We start from the raw sequence: 12,616 nt of genomic DNA on the forward strand, positions 1-12,616 counted from the left end.
AACTGCTGTGCGCCTTTATTAACCGCCGGGGGTTAATAAAGGCGCACAGCAGGGTTATGCCCCTACATCGTCTAGCGACTCACCCTTTGTCTCGCGCATGACCAGCAGCGCAACAAAAGTCAGCGTCGCCGCCACGAGGAGGTAGATGCCGACCCAGCCGACGCCGTAGTTCTTCGCGAGGTAGACGGCGATGAACGGCGCCACCGCAGCGCCCAGAATACTGGCCGTGTTGTACGCGATTCCCGAGCCCGTGTAGCGGACGTTGGTCGGGAAGAGCTCCGGGAGAACGGCACTCATCGGTCCGAAGGTCAGGCCCATGAGCAGCATGCCCACGATGAGGAACGCCAACATACGACCGTCGTTCATTCCGTCCGGTTCGAGGAACACGCCGAAGGTCAAGCCGAACACCATGATCAGGCCGGTGATGATCAGCAGTGTGATACGACGCCCGCAACGGTCCGCAAGCCAACCCGAGACCGGCACGGCGGCAGCGAAGAACACGACTGCGATCAACTGCAGGACAAGGAAATCGGTGTACTTGAAGCCGGCGCCGGTTCCGCCGTCGGCCGCCGTCTTGCCGGTTCCGTGGCTGAGCACCCAGGTGGTCATGATGTAGAAGAGCGTGTACGTCGCGAGCATCACGAACGTACCGATGATCAGCTGACGCCAGCTGGTCTTGAATACCTCGGCGACCGGGGTCTTGACCTTCTCGCCGCGCTCGACTGCACGCGCGAACACCGGGGTCTCTTCGAGCTTGAGCCTGACGTACAGGCCGATCATCACCATGATTGCGCTGAGCAGGAACGGAATTCGCCATCCCCAGCTCAGGAAGGCACCTTCGAGGTCCGGGCTGGAATTGTCGTGGTTCATGAACAACGTGATGATCAGGAACAGTCCGTTGGCCATGAAGAAGCCGATGGGTGCACCGAGCTGCGGCCACATCGCCGCCCAGGCCCGCTTGCCTTCCTTGGCCGTCTCGGTCGCGAGCAGAGCCGCGCCCGACCATTCGCCGCCGAGTCCGAGGCCCTGACAGAAACGCATGAGCGCCAACAACGCCGGGGCCAGCAGACCGATCTGGTGATAAGTGGGCAGCAGTCCGATGAGGAAGGTCGCGATACCCATCGTCAGCAGCGAGCCGACCAGAGTTGCCTTGCGTCCGACGCGGTCACCGAAGTGCCCGAAGAGAATCGAGCCGAGGGGACGGGCGACAAACGCGAGTCCGAACGTCGCCAACGACGCGAGAAGCGCGGTGGTGTCGTTGCCCTTCGGGAAGAACAGGTGCGGGAACACCGATACTGCCGCTGTTGCATAGATGTAGAAGTCGTAGAACTCGATGGACGTACCCACCATGCTGGCAACCACGATTCGGCTGCGCGGCACTCCGGCGACGGTATCTGCGTCGCTGCCCTCCGGCTTGGGTGGGTTCTCACTGACTGACGTGCTCAAAACATGCTCCTGCGCCGTTATACGAAAATTGTCCAATTGGTGGGATGGTGTCCCAATCAGTAGGAATTGAACACCCGCGGGGTTTTCCGGCGCAAATTCGGTTCGCTAATTCGGCTCAGCGAGCAATCCGCGATAAAATCCCGTAAAGGTGAGCCGGGAAGTCTGGTCGGCACGTGCATTCGATGCTTTACAACGTCGATCACGTTCATGTCTGTTGCATCCGAACTCGGGTGCACGAACAAAGGTCGTCCCCACGCGTGATCTCCACTTTGCGTTCCGAACTGTCCCGCTATCTCCGCACCGAAACGGTGGGCGGATCGATACTGCTCATCGCCGCTGCCGTCGCTCTGATCTGGGTGAACTCACCTTTCGGTGAGAGCTACATCGCACTGCGCGACTTCCAGATCGGCCCGTCTGCACTCCATCTGGACCTCAGCCTTGGCACCTGGGCGCAAGACGGACTGCTTGCCGTCTTCTTCTTCGTCGCCGGCCTCGAACTCAAACGCGAACTGGTGGTCGGCGAGCTCGCGGACCGCAAAGCCGCGATGCTCCCGATCATCGCGGCGTGCGGCGGCGTCCTGGTCCCCGCGATCATCGCGGCGTCCATCGGCTTCGGCACTCCAGGTATGGACAAGGGCTGGGCCATTCCCGTCGCGACGGACATCGCTTTTGCCCTCGGCGTGCTCGCTCTCACCGGATCGAAGATCCCCGCAAGCGCCCGAGTCTTCCTGCTCAGCCTGGCCGTCGTCGACGATCTGCTCGCCATCATCCTCATCGCCGTACTGTTCACCGGCTCCCTCGCGATGTTGTGGCTGCTGACCGCGGCCGCAGCCCTCGCTGTCTACGCCTACGCCCAGCACAAGCGCATCACGACGCCGTTCCTCTACGTCCCGCTGGCACTACTGACCTGGTACGCGATGCACGAAGCGGGGATACACGCCACACTCGCGGGCGTCGCGCTCGGCCTACTCACCCGTGTCAGGCGCGATCCGGACGAGGAATACGCGCCGGGCAGCCGCCTCGAGCACCGCATTCAGCCGTACTCCGCAGGCTTCTGCGTCCCCGTGTTCGCACTGTTCGCCTCCGGTGTTCCGATCAACGCCGCGGTACTCGGCGACATTTTCACCGACCCCGTCGGGCAATCGGTTGTCGTCGGCCTTCTGGTCGGAAAGACCGTCGGAATCTTCGGAATTTCCCTGCTCGCGATCAAATTGGGCATAGCCACCAAGCCCAAGACACTGGAATTGAGAGACATGTTTGCCCTCTCAGTTCTCGGTGGCATCGGGTTCACCGTTAGCCTGCTTGTAGCAGACCTCGCATTGGACGGGGTCGGCGATGGCAGCGAGGCCGAGATAGCGAAGGCCGCAGTTCTCGTGACATCGTTGGTGGCATCGCTGATCGGATCAGCGCTGCTGTGGCGACGTGGACGAGTTCATGCGGCTCGAGACGACGCTTCCACCGCCATTGCCACGGACGCGAGAGAACTACCTGGAGAGGTCGACAAGTGAGCTTGACCAACGGAGAGAGCCAGCGCTTCACCGGAGATGGAGTACCGAACACGGTCTCGTCCATCCCTCTCACCGATGTGGACGCCCGCACGCCGGGTGAGGCCACCATCGGGGCCCTCGTCAAGGACGCGACCGCACAGGTCTCCACCCTCGTGCGCGCCGAGGTTGAACTTGCCAAGGCCGAGGTCACGGGCGAGGTCAAGAAGGGTCTGCAGGGCAGTGTCTTCTTCATCCTGGCCTTCACGGTTCTGCTGTTCAGCTCGTTCTTCTTCTTTTTCTTCTTGGCCGAGATGCTCGATACCTGGGTGCCGCGCTGGCTGGCGTTCCTCATCGTCTTCCTGATCATGGTGGTGACCACCGCGATTCTGGCGCTGCTCGGTTATCTGCGTGTGCGCAAGCTGAGGGCTCCGGAGAAGACGATCGAATCGCTCAAGCAGGCCAAGAACGTCCTTCCCGGCAGCCATGACGACGCAAAGCCGTCTGTCGATTTCAACGCGCGCCGGTAGCGAGTCTGATCGAAAGTGGCAGCCCCAGATCCATCCACCGTCAGGTTCGACGGCCCCTGGATTCACCGGGACATTCACGCCAACGGCATCCGGTTTCACGTCGTCGAGGTAGGCGACGCGGAGCCGGATGCTCCGTTGGTGGTCCTGTTGCACGGATTCGCCGATTTCTGGTGGTCCTGGCGCCATCAGTTGACGGCACTGTCGGAACAGGGATTCCGCGTCGTCGCCATGGATCTTCGTGGGTACGGCGATTCCGACAAGCCCCCTCGCGGCTACGACGGTTGGACGCTCGCCGGTGACGTAGCCGGTCTCATTCGTGCGATGGGTTACGGCAAGGCCACGCTGATCGGTCATGCCGACGGCGGGTTGGTGTGCTGGGCGACCGCGCTCCTGCATCCACGCCTGGTGCGGTCGATCGCGTTGATCTCGTCGCCACACCCGATGGCACTCAAGAAAGCAGTCGTGCGCGACCCATATCAGCGCCGCGCGCTTTTGCCCTCTTTCCTGGCCTATCAGGTACCGCTACGCCCGGAACGTCGGTTGACGGCCGACAACGGCGCCGAGGTGGAGCGTCTGGTTCGCTCGCGGTCCGGCCCCACCTGGCCGCAGCAACCCGAGTTCGCGGACGTGATGACCAAGATGCGGGCCGCGATCCGGATCCCGGGCGTCGCGCATTCCACGCTGGAGTACCAGCGCTGGGCCTTCCGCAGCCAGCTTCGGCCCGAGGGTCGTCGTTTCATGCGTTTGATGGATCAGGTTCTTCGCATTCCGATCGTCCAGATTCACGGCGAACTCGACCCGTACGTGCTCACCCGTACCGTGCGGCGCGACAAGCATTGGGCTCCCGGCGAGAAACTGCGCACCATTGCGGGAGTTGGTCACTACGCGCATCAGGAAGCCCCCGAGCGCGTCAACCGCGAACTCGAGGACTTCCTCCTTACAGAGCAGTGACCGCTACAGAATGCAGGCGCCTGTCGGCACCGGCGTCGACGCCGAGGCAGCCGCGTTCAACTGGCGCGATACTTCCTGGGCGGTGAGGACGAATCCGGTGTCGCTGTCGTCGACGGCGGCACCGAACACGACGCCGAGGACGCGCCCCTGATCGTCGACCATCGGCCCACCAGAGTTGCCCTGCCTGATGGATCCGCGGACGGTGTAGACCTCACGTTGAGTGGTTCCGGCCTTGTAGATGTCCGGTCCGTTCAGGTTCAGGACCTCACGAACGCGGGCTGCGCTGGCCGTGTACGGACCGCCGCCTGGGTAACCGAGCACCAACGCGTTGTCGCCGGTCTGAGCCTGCTCCGGAGCAAACGGCAGCACCGGTGCGTCCAGTCCGGGAACCGCCAGAATCGCGATGTCGACGGCGGAGTCGAAGAGAACCACCTGCGCGGGCAGCGCGCCCTCCATGGTGTCCACCGTGATGCTCTCGGTTCCGGCAACCACGTGTGCGTTGGTCATGACGCGTTCGGGAGCGACGATGAATCCGGATCCCTCGAGCGCGCGCTGGCAACTCGGTGCGACGCCGTTGATGCGTAGAACACTCGGACGCAACTGCGCCGCCAACGGACTGGCCAGAACGCTCGCGTCGGGTGCTTCGACCTCGGTGATGGGCGTACGCCCGAACGGGCCGATGACGTCTGGCAGGCCGGAGGTGTCGAGCAACGCCGAAAACTCCGTCGGGATGCGGCGCAGCCACTGCGGGGCCAGTTCGTCCACGCTGGCGAGAACATCCGAACCACGAACAGCGGCGGCAATATTCGGCTGCGACGAAGAAGTGAGCGGAATCGCGAGCAACCACGCCGCGACCACGACGGCCACCGCCTGTAGACCCGCACCGATGACGCTGTCGACGGATCGCGCCGTCGGACTGTGCATTCCGCTGCGCGCCGCGCGTCCGAGCACCATGCCGGCGACTTCGCCGATGATGACCAACACCACGATCAGCGAGATGCCCGCGAGGATGCGCAGCTTGCCTTCGGTGACGTGCACGAGCAGGTGGGGCGCCAACAGAATTCCGGCGACGGCACCGAGGATCACGCCGACAAACGCCAACGCCGACGCCACCGCACCCTGACGCCATCCGGACGTGGCCGCGATGAGGGCGACCAGAACGATGGCGATGTCCACCCAACGAGAACCTGTCATCGCGGCACCGCCGAATCCTCGACACCTTCACCGAACTCGGACAGCGCTGTGTCCAGGTCTCTCACGTCCTCGTAGTTCCACGGAATCTCCCAGCCCGACACCGTGAACAGCGCCGCGAGGATTCCTGCTGTGAACCCCCAGACCAGCATGCCGTCGGCGCGGAACGCCGGGCCCTGGTATCCGAGGGGATGGCGAACCTGAAACCGGTTGTCGGGGTCGAGCAACGTGCGCAGCGGCACCCTGGCCACCCGTCCGACCTCGCCCTCGTCCTGAATCCCCACCGTCGTCGGCTGCTCCCAGTAGCCGAGCACCGGCGTCACGTCGAAACCCGACGGCGGGATGAAGATCTCCGGCAGCACGGTGAGCGGCTGAACTCCGCTCGGATCGAGCCCGGTTTCCTCCTGCGCTTCACGCAACGCGGTGCCGATGGGGCCGTCGTCGCCCGGATCGGCGGCGCCGCCCGGGAATGCGACCTGTCCGCTGTGCTGACGCATCGTCGACGCCCGTTGGGTCAGCAACACGTCTGCGCCCTCCGGCAAGCCGCCGACGGCGAGAGGGTCTGCCTCACGCGGTCCGCCGAAGAGCACGAGCACCGCGGCCGGACGCGTCACGGTCCCGCGCGGCGCGCGACGCTCGAGGACGGGGTTGATCCGGTGTGGATCGGTGGGCTCGGTGCTGGCAACAGCGCGCAACCACTCGGGAACCGGTGTGCTCATACGACGACTCCCAGATATTGCGCCGCAGCGGCGGCGATTTCGTCCGCACTGCGGAAAGGTTGAGGCAAGACCTTGGCGACTGTTCCATCCGCGCGCACGAGCACCGACACCGGCAGCACCGGCGGTGCGCCCACTGCGATCCGTACCTTGCCGTCACCGTCCTGGACGCCGGGTAAACGCACCGAGTAGTCGATGAGTCGCGTCAAAGCGTTCTCCTGATTCGGATCCGAATGCACCGTCAAAACGTTGATGCTGCCCTCGGCGCGCTCCGCGAATTCCTGAAGGTACGGAAGCTCTTCGGCGCATGGCGCGCACCAGTACGCCCACAAGTTGAGCAGAGTCGGTTTTCCGCCGACCGCTGCGGCAAGGTCGACGGGCCGACCGTCGGACACGCAGTCGAGGGTGATTCCGGCCAGAGCCGAGCCGGCCGGAGCTTCGCCCGTCGGAGTCGGACAGGGAGCCAGTGAGGCCTGGCTACGGAGTTGATCGAGCGATTCCGACGACGGAGTGAACGTCGGCGGCTGATACGCGGACGACGACGGACCCGTGGACGTGGGCGTCGTGTCGTCTCCCCCGCGCGGCCAGATCGCCACGACGAGAGCCGCGACGACCACGAGCGCAGCGAGAGACCATCTTCCAGCACTTGTCATCGGCGATCACAACCCTGCCAGGGCGAGCAGATGGTCGGTCTCGGGGCCTTTCACCAGGGCCGCGGCCTCGGTTTTGTCGGTCGGGCCGAGTCCGTACGACGGGCAGTCCTTGGCCAGAACGCACACCCCGCACGCGGGCTTGCGCGCGTGGCAGACCCGGCGGCCGTGAAAGATCACGCGGTGCGAGAGCAGTGTCCATTCCTTACGTTCGATCAGTGCCCCGACGGCGTGTTCCACCTTGACGGCATCTTCTTCCTCGGTCCACTTCCACCGGCGCACGAGCCGACCGAAGTGGGTGTCGACGGTGATTCCCGGGATGTCGAAGGCATTGCCCAGCACGACGTTCGCGGTCTTGCGTCCGATGCCTGGGAGTTTCACCAGATCTTCGAGCTTGTTCGGGACCTGACCGTCGTGGCGTTCGAGTAGCGCCTGACCGAGGCCGATCAACGACGTCGTCTTGTTCCGGTAGAAGCCGGTGGAGCGGATGTACTCCTCGAGTTCGGTCCGATCGGCTTCCGCGTATGCCTTCGCGTCGGGATAGCGGGCGAAGAGCGCCGGCGTGACCATGTTGACGCGGACGTCAGTGCATTGCGCCGACAGGATTGTCGCCACTGCCAGTTCCAACGGAGTCGTGAAGTCGAGTTCGCAATACACGTGCGGGAAAGCCACAGCGAGCTCGCGATTCATCCGACGCGCCCGGCGTACCAATCCGAGGTGTGATTCTTCCTTCCGCGCACCCCCCGAACGCGGTTTCTTCCGCTGCTCTGAACTGCCTGTCGGGGTGGTCTGCACTCAGACAACTGTACGGATACGACATGAGTGGAGACTCCGTCGTGTCGATTCTGAGACCTTCGACGTGTTTACTTCCCCCTATGCAAGGACTCGCAGTAATTCTCTTTCCGCTACTGCTGATGCTCTTTGCCCTGGCGATGGAACGAGTCGAAGGGCGATTGCGTCGGCTCTCGGTTCAAGAGCACGAAGTAGAAGACTTCCTCGATCAGGCAAGTCACGACGACGTCGCCCGCCTGGCAAGCGATGGGTTTCCCCATGCGTTCGCTCGCTTCCACCGGAAGCGGAAGGGCCGCCAGTCGGAGGCTCCCGAGAGCGCCAGCCTGGGCGAAATCCGGACACAACGGGCAAGTTGACGGCCATACAAAGTAGTCACCGCAGCGGATTCCGGAAGAATTTTCGGCTCTTACGTGGCATCAATCACTCGTCGCGAGCTATCGGGACGTAGACTTCGATGCCGTACCTGTTGCATTGAACACAGATTGCATTGGACACAGTGTCTCACTCATGAGGGCTGAGCCTGTGTACGACGGTTTGTGCGCAGCGCGGGTACAAAGATAGTTAGCGCAAAAATGACACCACAAACGAACAAATCCCAACAAGGAGCGCACGTGGACGACGTCCTGGCAAGAGCCGGCATCTTCCAAGGAGTCGAGCCCTCAGCGGTAGCGGCGCTGACAAAGCAGCTGCAGCCCGTCGACTTCCCCCGTGGACATGTCATCTTCAACGAAGGTGAACCCGGTGACCGCCTGTACATCATCGTGTCCGGCAAGGTGAAGATCGGTCGACGCTCACCCGACGGTCGCGAGAACCTACTGACGATCATGGGCCCGTCCGACATGTTCGGCGAACTGTCCATCTTCGACCCCGGCCCCCGCACCTCGACGGCTACGACCGTCACCGAGGTTCGCGCCGTGAGCATGGACCGCGACGCTCTCAAGGCATGGATCCAGCAGCGCCCCGAGATCGCCGAGCAGCTGCTGCGCGTTCTCGCCCGCCGACTGCGTCGTACCAACAACACCCTGGCCGACCTGATCTTCACGGACGTTCCCGGCCGTGTGGCCAAGGCGCTCCTGCAGCTCGCGCAGCGCTTCGGCACTCAGGAAGGTGGCGCCCTGCGCGTCACTCACGACCTCACGCAGGAAGAGATCGCCCAGCTCGTCGGCGCTTCCCGCGAGACCGTCAACAAGGCGCTCGCCGATTTCGCACACCGCGGATGGCTGCGCCTCGAAGGCAAGAGCGTTCTGATCTCGGATTCCGAGCGTCTGGCTCGTCGCGCCCGCTAGTTTCTTCCTTCTCGACTCTTTCGGCCGCTCCCACTTCGGTGGGGGCGGCCGAAGTCATTCCCTGGACTCTTGTTGTACCTATCGGTAAAGTGTGTACCGATAGGTACACATCCGATCGAGAGGCCACGCAATGACCGTCCGAGCACCGATTCCGCCCTTCACCCACGAAACCGCCGTCCAGAAGGTCCGCCTCGCCGAGGACGGATGGAACTCACGCGATCCGCACAAGGTGTCGCTGGCCTACACGCCGGACAGTTGGTGGCGCAATCGGTCGACGTTCGTCACCGGCCGATCCGAAATCGTCGAACTTCTGACCGAGAAGTGGACCCGCGAGCTGGACTACCGGTTGATCAAAGAGTTGTGGGCACACGGCGACGACCGCATCGCCGTGCGATTCGCGTACGAGTGGCACGATCACGACGGGCAGTGGTTCCGCTCCTACGGCAACGAGAACTGGGAATTCGACGCGGACGGCCTCATGCATCACCGTCATGCCAGCATCAACGACGTCCCCATCGCGGAGTCCGAGCGAAAGTTCTTCTGGGATTCGACCGGACCACGCCCGCACGATCATCCGGGCCTGAGCGAGTTGGGTCTGTGATGAAAGGATGAATCCATGGCCAGACAGGTAGCTGAACGCTCGGACACGATCCCCGCTCTCGCGAACGTGTTTCGAACCTACGGGTTCGACGGAGCAAGCCTGGCCGTCATCACCGAACACACCGGTTTGGGCAAAGGCAGTCTCTACAACTTCTTTCCGCGAGGGAAGGAAGAGATGGCCGAGGCCGTACTCGACGAGGTCGACGGATGGTTTCGCACCGAAGTCTTCGAACCGCTTCGAGCAGAGTCGGTTCCACCGCAGCAGCGCATCGAGAGCATGTTCGCTACCGTCGCCGACTACTTTCGGTCAGGGCAACGCATTTGCTTGTTCGGCGCATTTGCACTCGGTGAAGAGCGAAACCGCTTCGGCGCCAAGGTGCGAACCTACTTCGACGAATGGACCGCGGCGCTCGAGGCGGCACTCGTGGGAGCCGAAGATTCCACCGGACTCGCCGAAGAAGCCGTGGCCGGAATCCAAGGCGCAATAGTGATGTCCCGAGCCCTGGACGACGGTGCCGTATACAGCCGAGTAACGACGCGACTCGAAGATCGACTGGTTCAGGCACTCACGCCGTAACGCATACCGCACGACCACAAAGGCATTTGTGCCGCGGCATGCACCTGGCATGCTCGAAAAGGTATGCACAAGAGGAAAGGAACCCATGCCCTCGTCCGAGACGGTGATCGCATCCACAGCTTCGGGGAAGATCCGCGGCCTAAAGCGTGACGGTTTCTACTACTTCGGTGCGATCCCCTACGCCCGCGCACCGCGCTTCGAGAAGCCGCGGCCGGCGGGACCGTTCTCCGACGTCTTCGACGCCACAGCGCTTGGAACGGTCTTCCCCCAACCACCTTCACGGCTCGAGCGCATCATGGGGCCACCGCTCCCCGAACCGGAGCAGAGCGAGGACAGCTTCACCGTCACCGTCACAACCCCGTCGCTGACCGGTCATCGCCCGGTGATGGTCTGGCTTCACGGTGGCGGTTACTCCAGTGGCGGCGGCTCCCTCCCCTGGTACGACGGCGGCGCTTTGTCAGCCGAGGGCGACGTCGTCGTGGTGTCGGTCAACTACCGCGTCGGCGTGCTCGGATATCTCCTCCTCGACGGCGTGAGCGAAGGCAATCTCGGGGTCCACGATCAGATCGCAGCGCTCGAGTGGGTGCGCGAGAACATCGAGGCATTCGGCGGCGACCCAGACTCGGTCACCGTGTTCGGGCAGTCGGCCGGCGCTCATTCGATTGTGAATCTGTTGAGCAGTAACAACTCTCGAACTCTGTTCCATCGAGCAATTCTGCAGAGCACCCCACGGCCGGACCTCAACTTCACGCAGGTTGCCGCGATCGAGAACGGTGAAACATTTGCCCGACTGCTCGACGGAGATCCTCGGACCGCGCTACTCTCCCGCATTCTCGACGCATTCCGCAGCACCGCAATCGAGTTCAGCCGGCGGTCCCCTAACGTCGTGCAACCGCCCTTCGCACCGATTTCCGAACTGGATCCGGTGATCCGAACTTTCGAAACAGCGCCGGACGTCATCGTGGGATACACCCGCGACGAGGGATCCGCTTTCGTGCGCGACGTGGCGGGAGTACCCGATCCCGAACGCGTCGCCGAAAAGGCACTGACACAGAACATGTTTGCCGAACCGGCGATGGAGCTGGCCGACGCCTTCACAGCGGCCGGCGCGTCGGTGTACACGTATCGCTTCGACTGGGCACCGACGGACGACGTCTTCGGAGCCACTCACTGCATCGAACTACCCTTCATGTTGGGAACCGAGCAGTCCTGGAAGAGCTCACCGATGCTGGGCAGCAGCGACTGGCAGAGCATCGACGCACTGGGCCGTCGGATACGCCGGCACTGGACGTCGTTTGCGCACACGGGAAGTCCGGACAGCAGCGAAACCTGGGAGAAGTACACCTCGGCCCAACCGATCGGAATCACCTTCTTCTGAGCAACTTCGGGCGCCTACCCACTCGCGGCAATCCCGTCTAGGATTGCTCCATGGACATGCCCAAGCTCCTCGACGGGCGACTCAAACTCCGCCATCTTCTGCTCGTCGACGCATTGAGCCGTCAGGGCAGCGTGGTCGGCGCCGCTGCCGCACTTCACATCACACAACCCGTCGCGACCCGCAGTCTGCACGACATCGAGTCCATTCTCGGTGTCTCGCTCTTCGACCGCGGGCCACGCGGAATCACCCCGACCATTTTCGGCGAGGCCTTCACAACTCATGCGCGGGCCGTGATCGCGCAGCTGACCGAAGCCGGGCGGCACGTCGTCGAACTTGCCGACGCCAATCGCGGAACCGTCATCGTGGGAACACATCTCGCCGGATCCAACGTGCTGCTTCCCGGCGCTATCGCGCGCCTGAAGGTTCACCACCCGCTGCTCACCGTCATCGTGCGCGAAGGCACGCCCGAACAGTTGCTCACCGATCTGGAAGCGGGCCGAATCGACCTGATCGTCGGCCGGCTCACCTCACCTACTGATGACACCGCGACAAGACGGAACCTCTACGCGGAGTCCGTCGAACTCGTCACCCGCGTGGATCACCCGCTCGCTCACCGCGAGGACGTCCAACTCGAAGAACTACGCGGCTTCCCCTGGATCCTTCCCGGGGTCGAGACAGTGCTCCGCCGCGAGCTCGAGGAGTTCTTCGCCCGCAACAGCCTGCCGTTGCCCGAAAACCGCGTCGAGGCAACCTCTTTCCTCACCGTGCGCCAACTGCTGGTCGAGACCGACATGATCGCGGTCCTACCGAGCCTCATCCCCCGCGACGACGCGCGCTTGACCACCCTGTCCATCACACTCGATCCGATCGGGCACAGCGTCGGCATCACTTCCTCGGCGACTCGCACGTCGAGCCCGTCCGCACAGGCCCTGATCGCGACGCTGGAGTCCTTTGCAGCTGAGCTCATGCGACCGTGAAACGCCGATCGGCCCGTTCCCCGCGAGGGGGAACGGGC

The 12,616-nt window shown here is 63.4% G+C and carries 14 protein-coding genes; 9 read left to right on the forward strand and 5 right to left on the reverse strand.

Going from position 1 to position 12,616, the window contains the following annotated elements; translation table 11 throughout:
- Positions 1-54 precede the first annotated feature (54 nt).
- Positions 55-1,446 carry an MFS transporter gene (locus AC2ETI_RS21700; RefSeq protein ID WP_483634378.1) on the reverse strand — a complete coding sequence of 464 codons (1,392 nt, stop codon included), beginning with the start codon at positions 1,444-1,446 and terminating at the stop codon, positions 55-57.
- Positions 1,447-1,619: 173 nt separating this feature from the next.
- Between AC2ETI_RS21700 and nhaA the strand changes: the two genes are divergently transcribed.
- From nhaA to AC2ETI_RS21715, 3 genes are read left to right on the forward strand one after another with little or no spacing between them, the layout of a single operon-like run.
- Positions 1,620-2,954, forward strand: coding sequence for a Na+/H+ antiporter NhaA (nhaA, locus tag AC2ETI_RS21705; RefSeq protein WP_019746626.1), 1,335 nt, complete (start codon positions 1,620-1,622; stop codon positions 2,952-2,954).
- Positions 2,951-3,460 carry a phage holin family protein gene (locus AC2ETI_RS21710; protein ID WP_019746625.1) on the forward strand — a complete coding sequence of 170 codons (510 nt, stop codon included), beginning with the start codon at positions 2,951-2,953 and terminating at the stop codon, positions 3,458-3,460. The genes nhaA and AC2ETI_RS21710 overlap by 4 nt, the downstream gene beginning before the upstream one ends.
- 15 nt (positions 3,461-3,475) lie before the next feature.
- Positions 3,476-4,411 (forward strand): alpha/beta fold hydrolase, encoded by a 936-nt coding sequence (locus AC2ETI_RS21715; RefSeq protein ID WP_070385864.1) that lies wholly within the window; start codon positions 3,476-3,478, stop codon positions 4,409-4,411.
- 3 nt (positions 4,412-4,414) lie between these two features.
- Here AC2ETI_RS21715 and AC2ETI_RS21720 read toward each other — a convergent pair whose 3' ends face one another.
- The 4 genes from AC2ETI_RS21720 to nth are packed head-to-tail and all read right to left on the reverse strand — an operon-like array spanning position 4,415 to position 7,763.
- Complete coding sequence (locus tag AC2ETI_RS21720; protein WP_019746623.1) at positions 4,415-5,605, reverse strand: MarP family serine protease; 1,191 nt, start codon at positions 5,603-5,605, stop codon at positions 4,415-4,417.
- Positions 5,602-6,321, reverse strand: a complete 720-nt coding sequence (locus tag AC2ETI_RS21725; RefSeq protein WP_019746622.1) for an NUDIX hydrolase — start codon at positions 6,319-6,321, stop codon at positions 5,602-5,604. Before AC2ETI_RS21725 ends, AC2ETI_RS21720 begins: the two co-directional genes overlap by 4 nt.
- On the reverse strand, positions 6,318-6,971 hold the full coding sequence (locus AC2ETI_RS21730; RefSeq protein ID WP_020905971.1) for a TlpA family protein disulfide reductase: 654 nt from the start codon (positions 6,969-6,971) through the stop codon (positions 6,318-6,320). The genes AC2ETI_RS21725 and AC2ETI_RS21730 overlap by 4 nt, the downstream gene beginning before the upstream one ends.
- A 6-nt stretch (positions 6,972-6,977) precedes the next feature.
- A complete protein-coding gene (gene nth / locus AC2ETI_RS21735) occupies positions 6,978-7,763 on the reverse strand; it encodes an endonuclease III (RefSeq protein WP_003943471.1) in 786 nt (261 codons plus the stop codon).
- A gap of 80 nt (positions 7,764-7,843) precedes the next feature.
- On the opposite strand from nth, the gene AC2ETI_RS21740 reads away from it, so the two are divergent.
- The 6 genes from AC2ETI_RS21740 to AC2ETI_RS21765 all read left to right on the forward strand — a co-directional run bounded on the left by AC2ETI_RS21740 (position 7,844) and on the right by AC2ETI_RS21765 (position 12,578).
- Positions 7,844-8,116, forward strand: a complete 273-nt coding sequence (locus AC2ETI_RS21740) for a hypothetical protein (RefSeq protein ID WP_019746620.1) — start codon at positions 7,844-7,846, stop codon at positions 8,114-8,116.
- Positions 8,117-8,371: 255 nt separating this feature from the next.
- Entirely contained in the window at positions 8,372-9,046 is a 675-nt protein-coding gene (locus tag AC2ETI_RS21745) for a Crp/Fnr family transcriptional regulator (RefSeq protein ID WP_003943506.1), read from the forward strand.
- Positions 9,047-9,176: 130 nt separating this feature from the next.
- Complete coding sequence (locus tag AC2ETI_RS21750) at positions 9,177-9,647, forward strand: nuclear transport factor 2 family protein (RefSeq protein ID WP_019746619.1); 471 nt, start codon at positions 9,177-9,179, stop codon at positions 9,645-9,647.
- Between the two features lie 15 nt (positions 9,648-9,662).
- On the forward strand, positions 9,663-10,223 hold the full coding sequence (locus AC2ETI_RS21755) for a TetR/AcrR family transcriptional regulator (RefSeq protein WP_020905969.1): 561 nt from the start codon (positions 9,663-9,665) through the stop codon (positions 10,221-10,223).
- A gap of 85 nt (positions 10,224-10,308) precedes the next feature.
- Positions 10,309-11,601, forward strand: a complete 1,293-nt coding sequence (locus tag AC2ETI_RS21760) for a carboxylesterase family protein (protein WP_483634379.1) — start codon at positions 10,309-10,311, stop codon at positions 11,599-11,601.
- Between the two features lie 50 nt (positions 11,602-11,651).
- Positions 11,652-12,578: a LysR substrate-binding domain-containing protein gene (locus tag AC2ETI_RS21765; RefSeq protein WP_030535682.1), complete on the forward strand. Its 927-nt coding sequence runs from the start codon at positions 11,652-11,654 to the stop codon at positions 12,576-12,578.
- Positions 12,579-12,616: the final 38 nt, after the last annotated feature.

This window comes from Rhodococcus sp. MurmanLake-1 (assembly GCF_056945715.1).

Excerpts from the sequence above, each read along its gene's own strand:
- AC2ETI_RS21720 (WP_019746623.1), bottom strand. The coding sequence starts at position 5,605 with ATGACAGGTTCTCGTTGGGTGGACATCGCCATCGTTCTGGTCGCCCTC.
- AC2ETI_RS21725 (WP_019746622.1), bottom strand. The coding sequence starts at position 6,321 with ATGAGCACACCGGTTCCCGAGTGGTTGCGCGCTGTTGCCAGCACCGAG.
- AC2ETI_RS21750 (WP_019746619.1), top strand. The coding sequence starts at position 9,177 with ATGACCGTCCGAGCACCGATTCCGCCCTTCACCCACGAAACCGCCGTC.
- AC2ETI_RS21730 (WP_020905971.1), bottom strand. The coding sequence starts at position 6,971 with ATGACAAGTGCTGGAAGATGGTCTCTCGCTGCGCTCGTGGTCGTCGCG.
- AC2ETI_RS21740 (WP_019746620.1), top strand. The coding sequence starts at position 7,844 with ATGCAAGGACTCGCAGTAATTCTCTTTCCGCTACTGCTGATGCTCTTT.
- AC2ETI_RS21760 (WP_483634379.1), top strand. The coding sequence starts at position 10,309 with ATGCCCTCGTCCGAGACGGTGATCGCATCCACAGCTTCGGGGAAGATC.
- AC2ETI_RS21765 (WP_030535682.1), top strand. The coding sequence starts at position 11,652 with ATGGACATGCCCAAGCTCCTCGACGGGCGACTCAAACTCCGCCATCTT.
- AC2ETI_RS21755 (WP_020905969.1), top strand. The coding sequence starts at position 9,663 with ATGGCCAGACAGGTAGCTGAACGCTCGGACACGATCCCCGCTCTCGCG.